Source organism: Pararhizobium sp. DWP1-1-3 (assembly GCF_049896125.1).
Taxonomy (GTDB): Bacteria; Pseudomonadota; Alphaproteobacteria; order Rhizobiales; family Rhizobiaceae; genus Pararhizobium.
Genome location: NZ_JAFCTR010000007.1, coordinates 82,070 through 103,137 on the forward strand (window position 1 = coordinate 82,070; position 21,068 = coordinate 103,137).

The following is a 21,068-nucleotide window of genomic DNA, read 5'->3' on the forward strand; positions in this document are numbered from 1 at the left end:
ATCAAGGTTGCCCCATGAACTCGGTCAGCGCCGCGATCACGCCCTCATTGGCTTCCGCCGAGCCGATCGTCATGCGCAGCGCATTGGGCAGGCCATAGCCGCGCACCGCTCGCAGGATGAACCCGCGGCTGGTCAGGAATTCGTCCGCCTCCGGCGCGCGTTTGCCGTCGATATCGGGGAAGTGGATCAGCACGAAATTGGTGACCGACGGCGTCAGCCGCAGACCGAGCGCGGAGAATGCGTCGGTCAGCTTGCCGAGCCACAGCGAATTGTGCTCAAGCGCAGTCGCCATAAACGCCTGATCGCGCATTGCGGCGGCACCGGCGGCAATCGCCGGCGCATTCATGTTGAACGGCCCGCGCACCCGGTTCAGTGCATCGATGATGGCAAGCGGTGCATACATCCAGCCGACGCGAAGCGCTGCAAGCCCGTGGATCTTCGAGAAGGTGCGGGTCATCACCACGTTCTGGTTGGACGATACCAGCTCGAGGCCGGCTTCGTAATCGTTGCGGCGGACATATTCGGCATAGGCAGCATCGAGAACCAGGATAACGTTCTTCGGCAGGCCGGCCTGCAGGCGGCGCACTTCATCGACCGGAACATAGGTGCCGGTCGGATTGCCGGGATTGGCAAGGAAGACCATCCTGGTCTTCGGCGTGACGGCTGCAAGGATGGCATCGACGGTGACGTGGCAATCGTTTTCCGGCACGGTGACCGGCGTAGCCCCCGCACCCATGATCTGGATTTTGTAGACGAGGAAACCGTGCTCGGTGATGATGGCCTCGTCGCCGGGGGCGAGATAGACGTGGCAGAGCAGGCCAAGCAGCTCGTCGGAACCGTTGCCACACATCAGGTTGGCAGTGTTGAGGCCATAAACGGAGGCGATGGCTTCACGCAGCTCGATCGCCTGACCGTCCGGATAGATTTCGAGCTTGGCGGCTGCCTTCTGGAACGCTTCGATCGCCTTTGGGCTCGGCCCAAGCGGGGTTTCGTTCGAGGACAGCTTATAGACCTTGGCGACACCCGGCGCATGCTCCTTGCCCGGCACGTAAGCGGCAATATCGAGGATACCGGGGCGTGGCGTTGGGCTCGTAAGGTCTGTGCTCATGGGATCAGCTTTCGGCGACAAGGAAATGACGCTCAGGCAATACCGGTGCAGCGGGTTTTTGTCGAGTGTGGCATTGTTTCTTCGCTCGCGCTTGTGGTTTACCCCCCTCTGTCGGCGACGCCGACATCTCCCCCACAAGGGGGGAGATTGAACGAAAGCTGTGGCCATAAGGAAAAAGAACGATCTCCCCCCTTGTGGGGGAGATGTCACATAGTGACAGAGGGGGGCGACTGGGCTCTGTCGCCAGCGACCGAAACGCTACGACTTGTCCCGCGTCGTCGGCACGCCCTGCGGTGCCAGCACCGGTACGAAGACGCGGCGCGAAGCGCGGGCGGCGACCGGGAGGCCCTGATAGAGCCGTTTCTGCGCCTCGACGATAATGACCCCGGAAAACACCGGCCAGAGCGACCGGCCGATGCGCTCGAAGGCCTGGCGCATTTTCAGGACTACCTTCAGCTTCGAAGGCGGAAAGAACAGCGCATCGGCGGAAGCGCCGTGGGTGAAATTGGTTTCGCGCAACAGCGCGGTCAGCTGTCCCCGCGAATAGGGCCGGCCGGAACCGAATGGCGTGTGCTCCATGCGGGCCCAGACGCCGCGGCGATTCGGCACGACGATCACCAGGCGCCCGCCCGGCGCCAGAATGCGCCAAAGCTCCTTCATCGTCTCGCGCGGGTTTTCCGCAAATTCGAGAGAATGCACCATCAGCACCCGGTCGATCGACGAATCGGGCAGCGGCAGTTCCTCGTCGAAGATCAGCGCCGTTGAGGAAAGCTCGGCAACCGGCCAGTTCACCGCCCCCTGCCCCGCCGGCATGAAGGCGAAGGTGCGCTCGGTATCGGCACGAAAGCGATCGAGATAGGGAACGGCATATCCGAGCCCCACCAGACGCTCTTCCGGCAACCTGGCCCAGACCGAGGATAGCGCCATGCCGATCGATTGTTCGGCAAAGCGCCCGAGGCGGGAATGATAGAATTGGCGAAGGTCAACGATATCTGCGTGCATGCCCTCATGTTAGACTCGAACGGGTGGACTTCAAGGCGGCGCTCACTACATTCGCCTAAACGCCCCGCCCCCTCCGCAGGAATCCTCCCCATGGCCAATCTCGACATCGAACTGTTCCCATGCCGCACCGACAATTTCGGCGTGCTCATCCACGATCCGGACAGCGGCGCCACCGCCTCCATCGATGCGCCGGATGAACAGCCTATCCTCGACGCCCTGAAACGCCGGGGTTGGACGCTGACCCACATCCTGACCACGCACCATCATCCAGACCATGTAGACGCCAACCTGGCGCTGAAAACGCGCTATGAGGCGACGATCATCGGCCCGGAAAACGAGGCCTCGAAAATTCCGGGTCTCGACATGACCATCGGCGATGGCGGCGATTTCGAATTTGCCGGTCACAAGGTACATGTTTTCGAAACACCGGGGCACACGGCCGGGCATATCTGTTTTTATTTTCCCGACGACAAGCTCTTGTTTTCCGCCGACACGCTGTTTGCGCTCGGTTGCGGCCGCCTGTTTGAAGGAACGCCGGCGCAGATGTGGACTTCGCTGCAGAAGCTGATGGCGCTGCCGGACGACACCGTCGTCTATTTCGGCCACGAATACACGCTCTCCAATGCCCGTTTCGCGGTGACGGTGGATCCGGACAATGCGGCGCTGAAATCGCGTGCGGCCGAGATCGAGGCTCTGCGCGCCAAGGGCAGCTTTACCGCACCGACGATACTGGGACTGGAAAAGGCCACCAACCCGTTCCTGCGGCCGCACGACGCGGGCATACGGACACATCTGGGGATGCAGAGCGCTTCGGATGCCGAAGTCTTTGCCGAGATCCGCAAGCGCAAGGATAATTTCTGATGGATGTTCAATTGCCGCTGTCGGCGCAAGCCATCATCGAGACCTTGAAAATGGAGCGCCATCCGGAAGGCGGCTGGTATATCCAGACGTTCAAGGACAAGGCGGGCGGGCCGCGCGGCCACTCGACGGCGATCTACTATCTGCTGGAGCGCGGCGAACACTCGCACTGGCACCGCGTGCGCGACGCGGTCGAGGTCTGGCATTTCTATGCCGGCGCGCCGCTGTCGCTCAGCATCGCCGAGGACGGCAAACCGGCCACGACCGTCAAGCTCGGTTCCAACATCCTGATCGGCGAGCTGCCGCAGGCCATCGTCCCGGCCAACGGGTGGCAATCGGCGACCTCGCTTGGTGCCTGGACACTGGTCGGCTGTACAGTGTCGCCGGGCTTTGATTTCTCGGCGTTCGAAATGGCTCCGGCCGGCTGGCAGCCGCCGGCGGCTTAAGCCTATTCGGCGGGTTGCGAGGCACTTGAGCGGTCACGGAAAATAATGTCCTTGGCCGCCAGCACCGCGCCGCCCGTCACAAACAGGCAGGCAAGCGCGATACGCCACGACGGCTCGGCAAAGCCGAACGCGATCAATATCAGCGTCGAGAGAACCGGTGCGGCATAGCTGGCTACGCCGAGGATCTGGATATTGCCGTTCTTGACGCCGAAATCCCAGGCATAGAAGGCAGCACCGACGGGCAACAGGCCGAGACCGGCAACGGCGACCCATTGCGTCGCTGTCTGCGGCCAGACAGTGGTTTCGAGGCCAAGATGGCAGAGGAACGACAGTGCCGCCGTTGCCAGGCAGAACCCGGTGACGACATCCGTCGAGACGGCCTCGAATCGCCGCGTCAGCAGCGAATAGCCGGACCAGGTGAAGGCGCAGGCCAAAGCCGCGCTGTACCCCATGACATAGGCATCATCGAACTGAACGCCATTGCGCGCGACGATCAGGATCGTACCGGCAAGACCGCAGACGGCCCCGGCGACGTGATACCAGCGCAGCCGCTCGCCCGGCAAAAGGGCAGAGCCGACGACGATCAGCAGCGGCCAGAGATAGGCAATCAAGCCTGCTTCGACCGCAGGCGCATTTCGAAGCGCTGTGAAATAGAGGAAATGATAGCCGAACAGGCCGGCAATGCCGACGATCCAGACTTTGGCGGGCTGCTTGAGAAGCGCCAGCCGCTCAGGCTTGAGCGCCAGCACGACGAGGCCGGGAATGCTGCCGATGGAAAAGCAGATAGCCGAAAGCTGGAAGGGCGGCATGGTGCCGGAGGCGGCCGTGAACAGCGCCAGCAGCGACCACATCAGGATTGCCGAAAACCCGATCAGCGTTGCCTTGACTTTCATACCCCGCCCCCCGGCCTTGATTGATCGTCAGCTCCCGAAACGCGTTGCCCAGATGGTGACCGGGCCATAGCTGGTCGGGATGCGGACGTAGACCGGAGCATATACATTCACCGCCTCGGCCTTGGCAAACCAGATCTCCATCGTTTCCAGCTTGCGCAGGTAATCGACGTCGTCGCGGCCCTTGCGGAAGCCGGATTTCGGTACGAACTTGATGCCGCAGACGATAACATCGCCTTGGAAACCTTCCGTCTTGAACGGCCGGGTGCCTTTGGGCGAAAGCTTCAGGTCCATGCGCGATTCGCCGTCGAAGACCGGCACGCTTTTCGGGCAGACCTTCGTATCGGCGGGGAAGATCAGTCCGGAAAGCGGATCAACGACATTGCGCATATCCGCCTTCGTCACCGGCACCCAATTCTTCGAGATCTTGCGCGGCGGCTTCATCGAGGCAGACACGACATCGCCATCGCGGAACTGGACGTCGATCGCCCGGCCCTTCTTGCCGGTCTGATACCTGACCCGATATTCCGATGCGCTCAACTGGTCGCGGCCGACGATGCCGGAGACCGAGGTTTCGCCCGAGGTCTGGGCGAAGATATCGGCAAGCCCCGCAGAATTCATCGTGCCGGAAATAGTGTAGCGCTTGTCGTTCAACGCGGTATGGAACGAAGCCTTTGCAATCGGCAGGCCGGCAAGCGAGATGCTGTAATCCGTATTGTGCGTCACATCGACGGCATAAGCCGTACCTGTGGAAAACGTTGCCGTTGCAAACGCCAGAAGCGCCGAGACACTGATGCGCCAGTTCATTCCAGAGCCCTTCCATTTCGTCATGCGACATTAGCCGATACGGCGGGTTTGCGGCATTTCTGCGCCGTGAAACCCGCTTTTGCCACAAGCCTTAACCCGTGGACCAATAAAGTGGAATTGGCTGCTGCAAAGATGTATAGGACGCAGAGAATCTGAACCGAACGGCATCTCCGGCTTGAAAGACCACGGCGTTTCTCAAGAGTTTTTCCCGGAAAACGAAGGTTTGGCTTGACGCCGCGGCTCTCGCTGACTATAGAACCGCAACTTTCCAATCATGGCCAACGGAATGCGGCCTGGGCATATGGCCCGCCAACGCATGGACCGAAGGCGAAAAGAAAATAGGTGCATCATGTCCCGTAGTTGCGAATTGACCGGCAAGGGCGTCCAGTCGGGCAACAATGTGAGCCACGCAAACAACAAGACCAAGCGCAAGTTCCTTCCGAACCTGTGCCAGGTCACGTTGATTTCCGACGTGCTCGGCCAGCGTTACCGTCTGCGCGTTTCGGCCGCAGCCCTGCGTTCGGTTGAACATCGCGGTGGTCTCGACGCATTCCTGATCAAGGCTGACGAAGTCGAGCTGTCGATGCGCGCGCGTCTGCTGCGCCGCCAGATCGTCAAGAAGACGGCTGAAGCCGTCGCTATCGCCGCTTAATCGGCGAGCTTGGCTCTACAGTTTAAAAGGCTTGCCAGGGCAACCGGCGAGCCTTTTTCTCGTGTAATATTCCAGTGCACCGTTCGCGCTTGCCGGGCTTAAGGCCCGGTGAATTGCGGGCTCAGATGACTCCAACTGGTGGCATACCCCAGGATAAAAAAATGCTTACAAACCGCACGTTCCTAACCTATGTCGCGCTGATGACCCTCGTGGTCGTGGCCTCGAATTTCCTGGTCCAGTACCCCCTGCCCGGCTCGATCGCCGGCATGCAGCTGGGTGATCTCCTGACCTGGGGCGCCTTCAGCTATCCGATCGCCTTTCTCGTCACCGACCTTACCAATCGCCAGTTCGGCCCCCGCACTGCCCGCAAGGTGGTGATCGCCGGCTTTGCCGTCGCCATCGTCCTGTCGGTACTGGTCGCCACGCCGCGCATCGCGATCGCCTCGGGCTCCGCCTTCCTGCTCGGCCAGCTTCTGGATATCTCGGTGTTCAACAAGCTGCGGATGCAGAGCTGGTGGCGCGCGCCGCTGGTCGGCTCGCTATTCGGCTCGTTCCTTGACACGGCGATCTTCTTCTCGTTCGCCTTTGCCGCGGTCTTCGTTTTCTTTGGCCCCAACGATCCTTTCGCGCTCGAAGCCGCTCCGATCCTCGGCGTGATGACAGCGGAAGCGCCGCGCTGGATCTCCTGGGCGCTCGGCGACCTCAGCGTCAAGATCATCGTCGGTCTGGTGATGCTGTTGCCCTATGGCGCACTGATGAACGTGATCAAGCCGATGCCGGGAGCGAAGGCAAACGCCTGAGCTGCGTGATGCAACAAGGCGACGGCAGAGCAAGTTCACCCCCCTCTGTCACTCCGTGACATCTCCCCCACAAGGGGGGAGATTGGCCGAGAGTTCACGGCTCCCTGACAATGTGAACAAGTTGAGTTGAGGCGAGCCGGTAAGGGAAAGAACAATCTCCCCACCTGTGGGGGAGATGTCAGCGCAGCTGACAGAGGGGGGCGAGCTTGCTCGGAGTTCCCGACTCACAACACTACAGACCGTCACTCGACCAGCCGAAATTCCAGCATCAGGTTACGCTCAAGGATGGAGTGATTATCGTCGGAAACGAGGATGAGGCGGATGTCCCCGCCAGGTTCCACCACGACGTCCAGACCTTCCATATTGTCGATCTGGTAGCCCATATCCGCGCTTAGCAGGATTTCGCCATCGACCACCGCGCCGGGCTTGATATCGTCGCCCTTGATGCGGCGGATCTGCATGCCGATGCCTTCGGCAAAACTGAAGCGGCGCTCCAGAATCAAAAGGTCGCCATTGGGCAGGAACGCGCCGTCAGTGACCGCAAACGGACCTTTGCGGACGACCCCGAAGACACCCTTGCGCGGGCCATCGAGGACAGCGGCCAAGAGATGTCCGTTCTTGTCGAAGCTTAGCTCGGACACGACGGTGACGCCGCCCGCAAGCGGACTGTCCTTCGGCGAAACGGCGATGGTTTCAAGCCCGCGATTGCCGCGCAGCGACGTGACCGGAATGAGAAGCGGCAGGGTCGCCACCGGCCCGGACCGGGCAAAGCCGGGGTCCGGATAGATATCGACGCGGTGAAGGCCCTCATAGCTGGCGAGAACCGCGCCATCACGCAGCGCCACACCTTCGCAGTCCATGCGCTCCTTGACCTGCTCCGAGCGGCCATTGGCATCGATCATCGAGGTGACCGTCAGATCGCTCATGCCTGACAGCCGGCCCTTCGAGTCGCGCTCTATTTCGCCTTCGACCCAATGGCCGGTGTCCATGATCGCGACAAACGATGTCCGGTCCGGGCGAAAGCGGATCGACGAGATTGCCCCGAGCAGGGCATTCGACGACGACATCTCGATGCCGCCGATGAATTCCAGCTTGCCGAACAGGTGCTGATCCGAGCCGATCTTGAAGTTCTCGATCTGCCGGCTTTTCACCGGAACGGTTTCCGAAGGTGCGAGTTGCGGCGCAGCCGAGGCCGCGACGGCCAGCAATAGGGAAAAGGCGGCGGCCTGGATCAGTGTCGCTTTCAAAAGACGTCCTTCCGGCAGGCCGGCATGGAGCGCAAAGCGGCTCCGTAAAAATCAGCAAGCAATAGGCGGGCAAGGCGGGACACAGGATGTCCCGGCCAGACGCTATTGTCAGCTCCCACGCCGGCGCCCGGGGCCAGCGCGGCGGCGGGAGCTTTCATCGTCGAATAGCGACGCCAGCTGCTCGGTCATCGCCCCGGCCAACTCGTCGGCATCGACGATGGTCACGGCCTTGCGATAGTAGCGCGTCACGTCGTGACCGATACCGATCGCCAGCAGTTCGACCGGCGAGCGCGTCTCGATCTGATCGATGACGGCGCGCAGATGCCGTTCGAGATAGTTTCCCGGATTGACCGACAGGGTCGAATCATCGACCGGCGCACCATCCGAGATCATCATCAGGATGCGGCGCTGCTCGGAACGGCCAAGCAACCGGTTATGCGCCCAGATCAGCGCTTCGCCGTCGATGTTTTCCTTGAGCAGGCCTTCGCGCATCATCAGGCCGAGATTACGGCGTGCGCGGCGCCATGGGGCGTCAGCAGACTTGTAGACGATGTGGCGCAGATCGTTGAGGCGGCCCGGCGTCTGCGGCTTGCCGCTGGCCAGCCATTTTTCGCGCGACTGTCCACCCTTCCAGGCTTTGGTGGTGAAGCCGAGGATCTCGACCTTGACGCCGCAGCGCTCCAGCGTGCGGGCGAGAATATCGGCGCAGGTGGCGGCAACCGTGATAGGCCGTCCGCGCATCGAGCCGGAATTGTCGATCAGAAGCGTCACCACCGTATCGCGGAAATTGGTGTCCTTCTCGCGCTTGAAGGAAAGCGGCTGCATCGGGTCGATAATCATGCGCGTCAGCCGCGCCGAATCGAGATAGCCCTCTTCCAGGTCGAATTCCCAGGACCGGTTCTGCTGCGCCATCAGGCGGCGCTGCAACCGGTTGGCCAGACGGCCGACCGCACCCTGCAGATGGGCCAGCTGCTTGTCGAGGAAGGCCCGCAAGCGGTCGAGCTCGGCTTCGTCGCAAAGCTCTTCGGCCGTAGTGGTTTCGTCGAACTCCTCGGTGAAGACGCCGTAATCGACCTTCTCGTTGAAATCGTCGAAGGGATGGCTCGGGCGCTTGACCTCGCCGGGCGTTTCGCTGTCGTCCTCGCCGTCGTCCGACATCTCCTCCTCGGAGATTTCGGCACCGTCCATTTCGCCTTCGTCCATCTGCTCGTCGGCAGATTCGTTCTCGTCGGCGGGGGCAGCGTCGGAACCGGCATCCTCGTCGGAGCTGTTTTCATCCTGCTCCTGGCTGCGCGGCTGGTCTTCGTCGGTCTGGCTTTCCTGATCGTCCGGCTCGACATCCTCGTCGCCGTACTTTTCGGCCATCTCCATCGATGTCAGCATATTGCGTACGACACGCGCGAACGCCTGCTGGTCATTGACCGCGGCAGACAGTTCCTTCATGTCGCCGGCAGCTTTTTCCTCGATGAAATCGCGCCAGAGGTCCAGCACCTTGCCGGCGGAGGCCGGCGGCTTCTGGCCAGTCAGTTTTTCGCGCACGATCAGGGCAACGGCCTCTTCCAGCGGGGCGTCCGCCTGGCGGTCGATATTGCCGAAATTGGCCCGGGCGTATTTTTCATCCAGCATCGAGGTGATATTGCTGGCAACGCCGCTCATGCGCAGCGAACCGATCGCCTCGACGCGCGCCTGTTCGACAGCGTCGAAGATACCGCGTGCATCAGCGCCCTGCGGCGCCATGGTGGCGTGGATACGGGCATTGTGGCAGGCCTTGCGCAACGCCATCGAATCGCCGAGCCCACGGGTGACCGCGAGCTCCTGGAGCGTCGGCCGCTTGGAGATTTCCGGCAGCCGCACGCGCTCGCCGGCAAGACCCGGACGCTCGTTGGCAAACACGACTTCGATTTCCGAATCCCCGGCAATCGAGCGGATGCAACCGGTCAGTGCGCGGCGGAATGGCTCCACATCCACGACACCGGCCGGCCTTGCTTTCGAATTATCGCCCCGGCCTGCCATCGATCAGGCCGTGGCTTCGAGCACGATATTGGCAGCACTTTCCTTCAGCTCGACACCGAAGGCGCGCTGATAGTGTTCTGCCACCAGCGCCCGCTCGAGCTCGTCGCACTTGTTGAGGAAGGTGACGCGGAAGGCAAAGGCGATATCGCCGAAGATATGCGCGTTTTCAGCCCAGGTGATGACGGTGCGCGGGCTCATGACGGTTGACAGGTCGCCGTTGATGAAGGCAGCACGGGTGAGATCGGCAACGCGGACCATCTTCGAGACGGTGTCGCGGCCGCGATCCTTGGTGAAGCCCTTGACCTTGGCGGCGACGATATCGACTTCGTTGTCATGCGGCAGGTAGTTCAGCGTGGTGACGATCGACCAGCGGTCCATCTGCGCCTGGTTGATCTGCTGCGTACCGTGATAGAGGCCGGTCGTGTCGCCGAGGCCGACAGTGTTTGCCGTCGAAAACAGGCGGAAAGCCGGGTGCGGGCGAATGACGCGGCTCTGGTCGAGCAACGTCAGGCGGCCGGACGATTCCAGCACGCGCTGGATGACGAACATCACGTCCGGCCGGCCGGCGTCATACTCGTCGAAGACCAGCGCGACATTGTGCTGGTAGGCCCAGGGCAGGATGCCATCCTTGAATTCGGTGACCTGCATGCCGTCCTTGACGACGATGGCGTCCTTGCCGACGAGATCGATACGGCTGACATGGCTGTCGAGGTTGACGCGTACGCAGGGCCAGTTGAGGCGGGCGGCGACCTGTTCGATATGGGTCGACTTGCCGGTGCCGTGATAGCCGGACACCATGACGCGGCGGTTATGGGCAAAGCCGGCCAGAATGGCGAGCGTCGTCTCGCGGTCGAAGAGATAGTCGGGATCGAAATCCGGCACATAGGCATCGGCCTTCGAATAGGCCGGCACGCGCAGATCGGTGTCGATACGGAAAACGTCACGGACGGAAACTGTCGTATCGGGGAGGTTGGAAATATCGAGGTCTACCTTGCTCATCATGTCTCCAGCACGGTAAAGCCCCTTGACTCGAATGGCTGGGGCGTTCCCGTCTATGCCTTTATAAAAGTGTGACCGTAATAAAACGGGTTCCTAGCAGAAGCCAGCCTGTTTTAACAATTGATATGCCTGGATCACGGCGCGAAAACGATCTTCCGATCCCCTGTCTCCGCCATTTGCATCGGGGTGATGCTTTTTTACAAGCTCTTTATACGCCGTCTTCACATCTGCCGCGGTCGCATTGGCATGCAGACCGAGCGTCTCGAAGGCCTTAGCCTCCAATGTCTTCAGTTTGCGCAGCCGCGGTTCCTGCCGGTTGGCGCGGGCACGCGCCTGATCGACGAAACCGAAGGGATCGCGCATACGGGCCTGGGCACCGGCCGACCCGGAGCGTTGTTGCGACTGCTGCGGCGCATTCTTGGCATTCTTGTTCACCCCCACCGTCCACGTCGGGCGGTGGCCGGTGATGGCTTCCTTCTGGTAGCGGGCGATCTCGCTGTCGGAAAGGCCGGAGAAATAGTTGTAGCCCTTGTTGTATTCCTTGACGTGCTCGAAGCAGAACATGAAAAACTCGTTTTCGGCATTGCGGCCCACCGGCGCGCGATGAACCGCATTCTCCTCGCAGCCGTCCCACTGGCACTTGGGTGCCATCGGCTCGGGTTTCTGGGTCACCCTGCGGCGCGTCCGGATCCCGTCAAAGTATTTTGAATCAAGTTTCATGGCGCTAATTATGGGGCGTGGCGGACGCCACAACAAGAATTGACAAACCGGAATGTTGCAGGCTTTGTGAAGCAATTTTGCACCGCGCAAAACGCAATCCCGCACGGGTCGTTCGTTTGAGGTCGATGCTGACGGAAAAGCCAGAAAAACGGGGCCAAAACATGTCGCTTCAAAGCCGCATCGAAACAAAACTCAACGCGGCATTTTCGCCCGAACGGCTGATCGTTGTCAACGAAAGCCATCTGCACGCCGGCCATCATCCCGACATCGACGGCACTGGCGAAACCCATATGCGGGTACGGATTGTTTCCAGCGCCTTTATCGGCATGAGCCGCATCGCCCGGCACCGCGCCATCAATGATGTTCTGAAGACCGAAATCGACGCCGGATTGCATGCGCTTGCCCTTGAACCAGCTGTTCCCGGGGAAACAACCCGCTGGTAAGGATAAGGGTAGCGTTTGTTGAAGCAACGAAGGTAGACCGAAGGGTTTAATTTCTGCCGAATTGACGAGATTGTGGCCAACATCTACAATTGCCGGTGGGGCCATAGATTTATCGGATCGGGCGATCCGTTTATTATTAAGACATACAGAAAATTTTCATCATAGGCGGAGCCGGTTCAAGGTTGTCCGGGGAGCCTCTTTTTTGGGGTCAAGACGATGCTCAGGAGGTTTGGGCTTGTCGCGGCGTTCGTCGCCGCGTTTCTATCATTCAGTGAAGGTTCGGCAGCAACTCCATCCGGTAAAAAAGTAGCCCTTGTCATGGGCAACAGTGCCTACAAGCACGCGGTCGAATTGCCGAACCCGAAAAACGACGCCAAACTGATGGCGGAAACGTTCCGCACGGCCGGCTTCACCGTCATCGAGGGCGAAGATCTCGACAAGACGGCAATGAGCACATTGGTCGATCAGTTCACCGAAATCGCCTATGACGCCGATGTTGCCGTCGTCTACTATGCCGGCCACGGCCTGCAGGTCGATGGGCACAACTATCTCGTGCCGATCGATGCACAGCTGGAAAAGGCGGCGCAATTACAGACACGCACGGTGCCCGCCGAAAAATTCCTGGCCGCCCTGCCGCCGGACCCTGCCGTCAGCATCATCATCCTGGATGCCTGCCGCGACAATCCGCTGGCACGCTCTTTGGCAAAGGCCATGCCCGCCAGCCGCTCCGCCTCGATGGGCGTCGGCCTGGCACCGGTGCAAGCCAACAGCCAGACACCCGGATCCGGCGGACTGCTGATCGCCTATGCGACCGATCCAGGCGCCGTGGCCTATGACGGCAAAGGCATCAACAGTCCCTATACGACCGCACTGGCGCGGCATCTGACGACACCGGGGCTTGAAATCCAGAGCGCCCTGACGCGGGTCCGCGCCGACGTCTCGGAAGCAACCGGTGGCGCCCAGCTCCCTGGCACAATGCCTCGCTATCGCGCGAAGTGTTCATTGGTGCAGAGCCTGCGGCCGAGGCTGCAATTGCTACACCCGCCGACGTGAAACCTGCGGGTCAAGCGACTGCGGCCGGCGCCAACGATGTCAACTGGACCGTAGAGCAGAAACTGTGGGAAGAGGCCTCCAAGCGCAACACCGTCGCGCATTACGAGCTTTACCTTCAGCAATATCCGAGCGGCAATTTTGCCACGCTTGCCAAGCTCAACCTCGACCAGCTGAAAGCCACGGCGACCACGCAAGTCGCTTCCGTTGCTCCGGCCGGTGAGGCGACGGCATCGGCCTCGCAAGTCCGCACCGCCGTCGCAATGCCGGATGATGTCAAGCTCAGTGTCGGGACGCCGGAAACGGAAACGGCGCTTAATCTCGACAAGGAGGGCAGGATCGATCTGCAACTCAGGCTCGGCGCGCTTGGCCATGTCACCGGCGGCGCAGATGGTGCGCTCGGTGCCCGCTCACGCACGGCGATCGGTGCATGGCAACAGCAGAACGGCATGGTCGAGACAACCTACCTGACGCAACAGCAGCACATGTTCCTGATGATTCAGACCGATCCGATGATGCCGCAGATCCGCGCCCAGGATGAAACGCAGAAAGCTGCGATTGCGGTTCGCAAGGCGCCAAACCCGGCCCGCCAAAAGGTGGCTGGACAGCGCGTCAAGCGGCAACACAATGGCGCAACCCTGGAAGGCCCTGTGGAAAGAAACAGCGGCGGAGTCGATCCGGCAGGGGCAGCCTTCGCCGGTGGCCTGCTCGGCGGCGCTCTTGGGGGTATTATCGGCAGCCGTTAAGACAAAACCGGCCTATCCTTCAATGCCTTCGCTCTTCATCGAGAGCGGAGGCATTGTTGCATCATCAGCCGATCTGATTCTGAGCCGCGTTATCCGGTTCTTCACCCGCTTCATCACGGTGAAGCGCTTGCCGTAGAAGGTGAACGCCTGCCGCTCTTCCGGGATCGTCTTGGATTCGTGAATCACGAGGCCGGCCACCGTCGTCGCCTCCTCGTCCGGCAGGTTCCAGTCGAGCGCACGGTTGAGATCGCGGATCGGCACACTGCCATCGACGACGATCGAGCCGTCGGCCTCCTGGCGCACGCCCTGGATTTCGATATCGTGCTCGTCGGAAATATCGCCGACGATTTCTTCCAGAATATCCTCCAGCGTCACCAGCCCCTGTACCTCGCCATATTCATCGACGACGATGGCGAAATGCCCCTTGCGGCGCAGGAAGGCGTTGAGCTGTTCTTTCAGATTGGTGGTTTCCGGTACGAACCATGGTTTTTGCGCAATCCGGACGATATCGAGATTTTCCGGCTCGACATCCGGTTCGGCCAGCGCCCGCAACAGGTCCTTGGCGTGCACGACGCCGATGATGTTGTCGGTCGATCCGCGCCAGACCGGCATGCGGGTATAGGGGCTTTCGAGCACCGTGCGAACCGCCACTTCCGGCGCGTCATCGGCATTGATGCCGCGCATGGAGGTGCGGTGGATCATAATGTCGGAGATTTCGAGTTCGCCCAGATCGAGAACACCGCCGAGCCGGTCGCGATCGGCCTTGATGACGGAGCCTTCGCGGTGGAGAAAATCGACGGCACCGCGCAGTTCTTCGTGCGCCGTCAACATCGGCATTTCCGAAGATAGATTGATGCCGAACAGGCCGAGAATGCGCCGGACGATCCAGTTCACCAGGCTTGAAACCGGGCCGACCACCAGCACAACGATATTGACCACCCGGGCGACCGTCAGCGCAAACCGGTCCGGCGATGCGATCGCCCAGCTTTTTGGCAGCACTTCGGCAAAGATGACCAGAATGACGGTCATCGCAAGCGTCGCATAGGCAACACCGGACGCACCGAAGAAATGCAGGAACAGGCTGGTGGCAATCGACGACGACAGAATGTTGGCAAGGTTGTTGCCGATCAACAATACGCCGATCAGCCGGTCGCGGCGCTCGATCAGGCGGTTGACCAGCCCGGCGCGCTCGTCACCATTGTTTTCCAGTGTGTGCATGCGGGATCGGGATGCTGCGGTCAGGGCCGTTTCCGAGCCCGAGAAAAACGCCGACAGCAGGATCATCAGGAGGATGATCAGGATGCCCGGGCCATAATCCGCCAGGAAAACCGTGAATGTCTCGTTGTTCATCCCAGATGCTTTTCCTTGAGAAAGGCGGTTACTTCCGATCCCGGAACATCATCGGCGACAAACGACTGGCCGATACCGCGCGTCAGGATGAAGGTAAGTTTGCCACCGCTGACCTTCTTGTCCTGCGCAATCGCGTCCATCAGCTTTTCCACAGGCGGCAGCGTGCCGGGGATGTCATCCATGCGGGTCGGCAAGCCCACAGTCCTCAGATGGGCTTCGACGCGCTTGGCGTCGTCCGGGCTTGCAAGGTTCATGCGTGCCGAAAACTGATGCGCCAGCACCATGCCGATCGCCACGCCCTCGCCGTGCACGAGACGCGTACCATCATACTGTGTTGCGGCTTCGAGCGCATGGCCGAATGTGTGGCCGAGATTGAGCAGTGCGCGACGGCCATTCTCGCGCTCGTCGGCTGCGACCACATCGGCCTTGGCCTGGCAACTGATGGCGATCGCCTCGATGCGGGCATCGCCGCCGGCAAACACCGCCTGCCAGTTGTTTTCCAGCCAGGCAAAGAAGTCCGGCTTGTCGATCAGCCCATATTTGGCGACCTCGGCATAACCAGCCTTGAACTCGCGCGGGCTGAGCGTATCCAGCACATCGGTATCGGCGAGCACGAGGTCGGGCTGGTGGAAAACGCCGATCAGGTTCTTGCCGTGCGGCGAATTGATGCCGGTCTTGCCGCCAACGGACGAATCCACCTGCGCCAAGAGCGAGGTCGGGATCTGGATGAACCGCGATCCGCGCCGGGCAATGCCGGCGGCAAAACCGGTGAGATCGCCGATGACACCTCCGCCGAGCGCGATGACTGCATCGTTGCGCTCGATGCGGGCGCCGAGGATTGCCTCGCAGACCGGGATCAGGTGTTCGAAACTCTTGGTCTTTTCACCGGCCGGCAGAACCATCGAGACGGCGGTGATGCCCTTTTCCTTCAGGCTTTCCATCAACGGCTCAAGATAGAGCGGCGCGACGTGCTCGTCGGTAATGACAGCCATGCGGCGGCCCTTCAGCCGCCCGGCAATCTCGCCGGCGGCCGTGGCGATCAGGCCGGGGCCAATGAGGATATCGTAGGAACGATCGCCCAGATTGACGCGAACGGTTTTACGGGCGGCGGATGGGCTGGCACTGGTCATGGCTTCACTTCTTCGGGAGACTGGCGAGAGCGGCGAGAACCTCTTCCACCATCACCTCTTTCTTGACATCGCGGGACAGCACCGTCAGGTCCGCCTGCGCATAGATCGGATAACGGGCGTGCATGAGGTTTTCGAGCGTCTGCTTGGGGTTTTCGGTTTTCAGCAGAGGACGGCTATCGCGCTTGTTGACACGCTCCCACAGCACGTCGAGTTCGGCATTCAGCCAGACGGACAGGCCGTGGCGCTTGATATGCTTGCGGGTACGCTCATTGATATAGGCGCCGCCGCCGGTGGAGACGATGCGCGGGCCGGTATTGAGCAGCCGCTTGATAACGCGAGCCTCCAGCGCGCGAAACTCGTCTTCGCCGTAAGCTGCAAAAAGTTCGCTGATGGTCATGCGCGACACGCGCTCGATCTCATGATCGGAATCGACAAAGGGAATGCCGAGCGCCGACGCCGTCATCCGGCCGATCGCCGATTTTCCGGCCCCCATCAGACCGACGAAGATCAGGTTTCGTCGCCCGAGCGCGGCCTTCGCTCGCCCGATCAGCGCTTCGGAAACCGGTTCAATCACGTCGCTCATGCAGTTTCAATTTCCCCGTTCCGTTCCGGTATCGACAAAACAGCCGGAAGCGTCAAGACTTCACGGCATAAGGCAACGGGAATCCCGTGCGATACAGCGGTTCTTGCACTTGCAAACAGGCATGGTCATATAGACCCCTGACCCTAGGAGTTGAAAATGCCCACCCTGTTCCGGTTCCTGTTCATCTGCGCCCTGATCGCCGGCGTGATCTATGGAACGATGGTGGCGCTGGTGACCTTCGTCAATCCTGTGGAGCGCGACGTGACGATCCGCATTCCCTCAGAGCGGATCAACAAACCGCAATGATCGATCTCTCCGCCGCCCATATGGAATCCTTCCTGGAGATGATGAGCGCCGAACGGGGTGCCGCCAACAACACGTTGATCTCCTATGAACACGATCTGGAAGACGCCTATTCCTTCCTCAAGCAGCGCGGCGTCAAACCGACTGCCGCGACCTCTGACGATCTGCGCGCCTATCTCTCGCATCTGGCGCAGCAGGGCTTCAAGGCCTCGTCGCAGGCCCGCCGGCTGTCGGCGCTGCGGCAGTTCTACAAGTTCCTTTATGCCGAAGGACTGCGCACCGACGACCCGACCGGCGTTCTCGACGCGCCGAAGAAGGGCCGCTCGCTGCCCAAGGTGCTGAGCATCGACGACGTGTCGAAGCTGATTGGACAGGCTGAACAGGAGGCGGCGAAAAGCGGAGAGGATACGGTGGCGCGGCTGCGTATGCACGCGCTGATCGAGCTGCTTTACGCCACCGGCATGCGGGTGAGCGAACTCGTCTCGCTACCGGCCTCGGTGCTCGCCCAAAACGGCCGCTTTCTCGTCGTTCGCGGCAAGGGCAACAAGGAGCGCATGGTGCCGCTGTCGCATTCGGCGATCCGGGCAATGCAGGCCTATGGCGCGGCGATGGCAAGCGACAATGCCGCGCAGAAAACCCCACCGCCGGAAAGCCCGTGGCTGTTCCCTTCCTCAGGCAAAGCCGGCTACCTGCCACGCCAGGTTTTTGCCCGCGACCTCAAGGATCTTGCTGCCCGCGCCGGTATCCGGGTTGCGGCGATCTCGCCGCATGTGCTGCGCCATGCCTTTGCCAGCCACCTTCTGGCCAACGGCGCCGACCTTCGTGCCGTGCAGGAACTTCTCGGACATTCGGACATTTCAACGACACAAATCTATACCCATGTGCTGGAAGAACGGCTGCATCAGCTGGTCCAGAACCATCACCCTCTTGCCAAACAGGCGAAAAAACAGGATTAGGAGCGCCAGAACACTTAGCCGGGGCGGCTGAAACGTCAGACCCGTGGCCACTGGCGCAATATGATCGGAAACGCATCACATGCACAATTATCTCGATTTCGAAAAACCAATCTCCGATCTCGAAGGCAAGATTCACGAGCTGAAGAAGATTGCCAGCGAGGACGAGAGCATCGACACCGCCGATGAGGTCGAGCGCCTTGAAGTGCGCGCCCGCGAGGCGATGGCCGAAATCTATTCCAAGCTGAATCCCTGGCAGAAGACGCAGGTCGCGCGCCACCCGCAGCGCCCGCACTTCCAGGAATATGCCGCCAACCTGTTCACCGAATTCACGCCGCTGGCCGGCGACCGCAAATTTGCCAATGACGAGGCCATCCAGGCAGGCCTTGCGCGCTTTCGCGGCACCCCTGTCGCCTTCATCGGCCAGGAAAAAGGCAACGACACCAAGTCGCGCATCAAGCACAACTTTGGCAGCGCCCGTCCGGAAGGCTATCGCAAGGCAATCCGCGTCATGGAAATGGCTGATCGTTTCGGCCTGCCGCTGATTACCCTGATCGATACCGCCGGCGCTTATCCCGGCATCGGTGCGGAAGAGCGCGGCCAGGCGGAAGCCATCGCCCGCTCGACGGAAATGTGCCTCAACATGCGCGTTCCGATCGTCTCCGTCGTTATCGGCGAAGGTGGTTCCGGCGGCGCCATCGCGATTGCTACCGGCAGCCGCGTCTATATGCTCGAGCACTCGATCTACAGCGTGATCTCGCCGGAAGGTGCGGCCTCCATCCTCTGGCGCGATAGTACCCGTGCCAAGGAAGCGGCGACCAACATGAAGATCACCGCCGAGGACCTGAAATCTCTGGGGATCATCGACGGCATCATCACCGAGCCGGTCGGCGGCGCCCATCGCGATCCAAATGCCGTGATCGACAAGACCGGCACCGTCATCGCCGACGCGCTCAAGGAGCTTTCGGGCCGCACCGGCGACGAGCTGCGCTCCGATCGCCGCCAAAAATACCTGGCGATCGGCCGCCAGCTCTAATCATATTTGCTGGCTTTGCCGGGGTTCGCGTGACAAATGGAGTGCGCGGTCCAACCTTGGCCATATTCTGGGCGTCTGGAACGGTTGAGCAAAGCGGTTTTGTAAGGTTAATATTTTGTGAAGTAAAAGGGCATATTGATTCCCTGTGGACCGCCTGCACGGAACGCCACGTTCGACAGTTTTTCTTGATGGACCTTTGCCGATGCGTTTGACACATCTTGTTGCCACCGCTGCCATCGCCGCACTCCTTGCGAGCTGCACCGCCAATGAGGCGATGGACACAGTCGATGTCGACCTCAAGAAAGTCTCCAGCAAGGTCAATTACCAGCTCTCCGGAAAAATAGTCCAGAAGATGCAGGCGATGAGCATGGCGAAGGATTCGCCGATCATGCTGCGCATCTTCAAGGAGGAAGGCGTTCTTGAAGTCTGGAAGGCCAATTCTTCCAACCGTTTCGAGATGCTGCGCCAGTACAAGATCTGCGCCTGGTCAGGCAAGCTCGGCCCCAAGGTCAAGGAAGGCGACCGGCAGGCGCCGGAAGGTTTCTACCCGATTTCGCCGGGCCAGATGAACCCGAATTCCAGCTATTATCTCGCCATCAACACCGGCTTTCCCAACCGATTCGACCAGGCCAATGGCCGTTTCGGCACCAATCTGATGATCCACGGCGCCTGTTCGTCGTCGGGCTGCTATTCGATGACCGACGAGCAGATGCAGGAAATCTTTGCGCTGTCGCGGGACGCCTACAAGGGCGGCCAACAGGCGATCCAGCTGCAGGCCCTGCCCTTCCGCATGACCGCCGAAAACATGGCGCGTCACCGCAACAGCCCGAACATCGAATTCTGGAACATGCTGAAGCCGGGCTACGACCAGTTCGAGATCACCAAGCGGCCGCCGGAAGTGAACATCTGCGAGAAGAAATACGTCTTCAACCAGCAGACGGACGGCAAATTCAGCCCAACCGGTCAATGCCCGGCCATGTCGACACCGGCGGCGATGCAGGGCGCCCTCGCGGCCTTTAACAAAAAATACAATGACGACTACGCCAAGGCGACGAAGAAGCTCGACGGCCTGGTCTGGTACGAGCCGACCGAAGCGGAACGCAAGGCGATCGTCGCTAAGCTGCGCGTCGGCAAGGAACTGGCTTACGCGCCGACCGGCACCTCGCTCGACGCCGGCAAGCTGATGAAGGTCGCCGATCTCGAAAAGCAGGAAGCCCGCCGCGCCGAGCTGGAAGAAGCCAAGAAGGCGATCGAAATCCAGAAGGCCGAGCTGGACAAATCCACCCGCAACGGCAAGAGCGTGCCGGTGCCTGTGGAAAACCCCTTGCCCAAGCCGGTACAGCAGGCCGCTATCGAGCAGCCAGGTGCTGCCCGCAAAGGCTTCTGGGGCAGCCTGTTCTCCAAGAACAGTGCAGATGCGCAGCAACTTGAGCCGGCAGCCGTAGCCCCGGTCGAGGCGGCTCAACAGCAGCCGCTCAACCAGAAGCAAGCCGTGCAGCACTCGCCAGCTATCGCAACGCCGGAGCCGGTGACCACTGCGACAGCGAAAAAACCGGCTGACGCAACCGCACAGACAGCGGCCACCACCGAGGCGGCGCCGATGGCCGAGCAGGCCGTTGCCGAACAGCAGCCGAAGAAGCGGCCGTTTTGGAAAATCTGGGGCAATTGATGCCCGACGGCCTGGTCTATGACCTCAAGGGGCTGAAATGCCCCTTGCCGGTTTTAAGAACCCGCAAGCGCATGCTGACCCTTGCGCCGGGCACGCTGATCACGGTGGAGACGACGGACCCCCTCGCCATCATCGACATTCCACATTTCTGCCAGGAAGACGGCCACAGTCTGGAGCAATCCGAGGTTCTGGCTGGCGGACACCGCTTCGTCATCCGCAAGAAGGCTTGAGGGCGGCCAAGTGGCCCCAATCCCGTCTAGCTG

The 21,068-nt window shown here is 60.9% G+C and carries 23 protein-coding genes; 12 read left to right on the forward strand and 11 right to left on the reverse strand.

Going from position 1 to position 21,068, the window contains the following annotated elements:
- Nucleotide 1: 1 nt before the first annotated feature.
- Together hisC and ACP7BS_RS15950 are read right to left on the reverse strand one after the other, a co-directional pair.
- Complete coding sequence (hisC, locus tag ACP7BS_RS15945; protein ID WP_426238893.1) at nt 2–1,108, reverse strand: histidinol-phosphate transaminase; 1,107 nt, start codon at nt 1,106–1,108, stop codon at nt 2–4.
- A 258-nt stretch (nt 1,109–1,366) separates the two neighbouring features.
- Nucleotides 1,367–2,110 carry a class I SAM-dependent methyltransferase gene (locus ACP7BS_RS15950; RefSeq protein WP_426238894.1) on the reverse strand — a complete coding sequence of 248 codons (744 nt, stop codon included), beginning with the start codon at nt 2,108–2,110 and terminating at the stop codon, nt 1,367–1,369.
- Nucleotides 2,111–2,200: 90 nt separating this feature from the next.
- On the opposite strand from ACP7BS_RS15950, the gene gloB reads away from it, so the two are divergent.
- Both gloB and ACP7BS_RS15960 read left to right on the forward strand, forming a co-directional pair.
- Nucleotides 2,201–2,971, forward strand: coding sequence for a hydroxyacylglutathione hydrolase (gloB, locus tag ACP7BS_RS15955; protein WP_426238895.1), 771 nt, complete (start codon nt 2,201–2,203; stop codon nt 2,969–2,971).
- Complete coding sequence (locus ACP7BS_RS15960) at nt 2,971–3,414, forward strand: cupin domain-containing protein (RefSeq protein WP_426229555.1); 444 nt, start codon at nt 2,971–2,973, stop codon at nt 3,412–3,414. The genes gloB and ACP7BS_RS15960 overlap by 1 nt, the downstream gene beginning before the upstream one ends.
- A gap of 2 nt (nt 3,415–3,416) precedes the next feature.
- Here ACP7BS_RS15960 and ACP7BS_RS15965 read toward each other — a convergent pair whose 3' ends face one another.
- Together ACP7BS_RS15965 and ACP7BS_RS15970 are read right to left on the reverse strand one after the other, a co-directional pair.
- On the reverse strand, nt 3,417–4,307 hold the full coding sequence (locus ACP7BS_RS15965; protein WP_426238896.1) for a DMT family transporter: 891 nt from the start codon (nt 4,305–4,307) through the stop codon (nt 3,417–3,419).
- 27 nt (nt 4,308–4,334) lie between these two features.
- Nucleotides 4,335–5,111, reverse strand: a complete 777-nt coding sequence (locus tag ACP7BS_RS15970) for a DUF3108 domain-containing protein (protein ID WP_426238897.1) — start codon at nt 5,109–5,111, stop codon at nt 4,335–4,337.
- 349 nt (nt 5,112–5,460) lie between these two features.
- Here ACP7BS_RS15970 and rpmB point away from each other — a divergent pair, with 349 nt between their 5' ends.
- Entirely contained in the window at nt 5,461–5,763 is a 303-nt protein-coding gene (gene rpmB / locus ACP7BS_RS15975) for a 50S ribosomal protein L28 (protein WP_113241922.1), read from the forward strand.
- A gap of 161 nt (nt 5,764–5,924) precedes the next feature.
- On the forward strand, nt 5,925–6,563 hold the full coding sequence (locus tag ACP7BS_RS15980; protein ID WP_426238898.1) for a queuosine precursor transporter: 639 nt from the start codon (nt 5,925–5,927) through the stop codon (nt 6,561–6,563).
- A 242-nt stretch (nt 6,564–6,805) separates the two neighbouring features.
- Here ACP7BS_RS15980 and ACP7BS_RS15985 read toward each other — a convergent pair whose 3' ends face one another.
- From ACP7BS_RS15985 to ACP7BS_RS16000, 4 genes are all read right to left on the reverse strand, one after another.
- Nucleotides 6,806–7,798 carry an esterase-like activity of phytase family protein gene (locus ACP7BS_RS15985; RefSeq protein WP_426239036.1) on the reverse strand — a complete coding sequence of 331 codons (993 nt, stop codon included), beginning with the start codon at nt 7,796–7,798 and terminating at the stop codon, nt 6,806–6,808.
- Nucleotides 7,799–7,918: 120 nt separating this feature from the next.
- On the reverse strand, nt 7,919–9,823 hold the full coding sequence (gene cobT, locus ACP7BS_RS15990; RefSeq protein WP_426238899.1) for a cobaltochelatase subunit CobT: 1,905 nt from the start codon (nt 9,821–9,823) through the stop codon (nt 7,919–7,921).
- Between the two features lie 3 nt (nt 9,824–9,826).
- Nucleotides 9,827–10,822, reverse strand: a complete 996-nt coding sequence (gene cobS / locus ACP7BS_RS15995; RefSeq protein ID WP_113241926.1) for a cobaltochelatase subunit CobS — start codon at nt 10,820–10,822, stop codon at nt 9,827–9,829.
- A 93-nt stretch (nt 10,823–10,915) separates the two neighbouring features.
- Nucleotides 10,916–11,551: a J domain-containing protein gene (locus ACP7BS_RS16000; protein WP_426229929.1), complete on the reverse strand. Its 636-nt coding sequence runs from the start codon at nt 11,549–11,551 to the stop codon at nt 10,916–10,918.
- 152 nt (nt 11,552–11,703) lie between these two features.
- On the opposite strand from ACP7BS_RS16000, the gene ACP7BS_RS16005 reads away from it, so the two are divergent.
- The 3 genes from ACP7BS_RS16005 (at nt 11,704) to ACP7BS_RS16015 (ending at nt 13,781) form a co-directional block, all read left to right on the forward strand.
- Nucleotides 11,704–11,985 (forward strand): BolA family protein, encoded by a 282-nt coding sequence (locus tag ACP7BS_RS16005; protein ID WP_426229565.1) that lies wholly within the window; start codon nt 11,704–11,706, stop codon nt 11,983–11,985.
- Between the two features lie 318 nt (nt 11,986–12,303).
- Nucleotides 12,304–13,038 (forward strand): caspase family protein, encoded by a 735-nt coding sequence (locus ACP7BS_RS16010; RefSeq protein WP_426238900.1) that lies wholly within the window; start codon nt 12,304–12,306, stop codon nt 13,036–13,038.
- The gene (locus ACP7BS_RS16015) at nt 13,035–13,781 is read left to right on the forward strand and encodes a peptidoglycan-binding domain-containing protein (RefSeq protein WP_426238901.1); all 747 of its coding nucleotides are present in this window, start codon (nt 13,035–13,037) and stop codon (nt 13,779–13,781) included. The genes ACP7BS_RS16010 and ACP7BS_RS16015 overlap by 4 nt, the downstream gene beginning before the upstream one ends.
- A gap of 12 nt (nt 13,782–13,793) precedes the next feature.
- On the opposite strand, the gene ACP7BS_RS16020 is transcribed toward ACP7BS_RS16015, so the two are convergent.
- From ACP7BS_RS16020 to ACP7BS_RS16030, 3 genes are read right to left on the reverse strand one after another with little or no spacing between them, the layout of a single operon-like run.
- The gene (locus ACP7BS_RS16020) at nt 13,794–15,131 is read right to left on the reverse strand and encodes an HlyC/CorC family transporter (RefSeq protein ID WP_426238902.1); all 1,338 of its coding nucleotides are present in this window, start codon (nt 15,129–15,131) and stop codon (nt 13,794–13,796) included.
- Entirely contained in the window at nt 15,128–16,261 is a 1,134-nt protein-coding gene (gene aroB, locus ACP7BS_RS16025; protein WP_426238903.1) for a 3-dehydroquinate synthase, read from the reverse strand. The genes ACP7BS_RS16020 and aroB overlap by 4 nt, the downstream gene beginning before the upstream one ends.
- A gap of 4 nt (nt 16,262–16,265) precedes the next feature.
- Nucleotides 16,266–16,844, reverse strand: a complete 579-nt coding sequence (locus tag ACP7BS_RS16030) for a shikimate kinase (protein WP_426238904.1) — start codon at nt 16,842–16,844, stop codon at nt 16,266–16,268.
- A gap of 156 nt (nt 16,845–17,000) precedes the next feature.
- Between ACP7BS_RS16030 and ACP7BS_RS16035 the strand changes: the two genes are divergently transcribed.
- From ACP7BS_RS16035 to ACP7BS_RS16055, 5 genes are all read left to right on the forward strand, one after another.
- On the forward strand, nt 17,001–17,150 hold the full coding sequence (locus ACP7BS_RS16035; RefSeq protein WP_037163889.1) for a hypothetical protein: 150 nt from the start codon (nt 17,001–17,003) through the stop codon (nt 17,148–17,150).
- Complete coding sequence (gene xerD, locus ACP7BS_RS16040; protein WP_426238905.1) at nt 17,147–18,103, forward strand: site-specific tyrosine recombinase XerD; 957 nt, start codon at nt 17,147–17,149, stop codon at nt 18,101–18,103. The genes ACP7BS_RS16035 and xerD overlap by 4 nt, the downstream gene beginning before the upstream one ends.
- A gap of 79 nt (nt 18,104–18,182) precedes the next feature.
- Nucleotides 18,183–19,136, forward strand: a complete 954-nt coding sequence (locus ACP7BS_RS16045; RefSeq protein ID WP_426238906.1) for an acetyl-CoA carboxylase carboxyltransferase subunit alpha — start codon at nt 18,183–18,185, stop codon at nt 19,134–19,136.
- Between the two features lie 202 nt (nt 19,137–19,338).
- On the forward strand, nt 19,339–20,805 hold the full coding sequence (locus ACP7BS_RS16050) for a L,D-transpeptidase family protein (protein ID WP_426238907.1): 1,467 nt from the start codon (nt 19,339–19,341) through the stop codon (nt 20,803–20,805).
- Entirely contained in the window at nt 20,805–21,035 is a 231-nt protein-coding gene (locus ACP7BS_RS16055; protein ID WP_426229579.1) for a sulfurtransferase TusA family protein, read from the forward strand. The genes ACP7BS_RS16050 and ACP7BS_RS16055 overlap by 1 nt, the downstream gene beginning before the upstream one ends.
- The last annotated feature ends 33 nt before the right edge of the window (nt 21,036–21,068 follow it).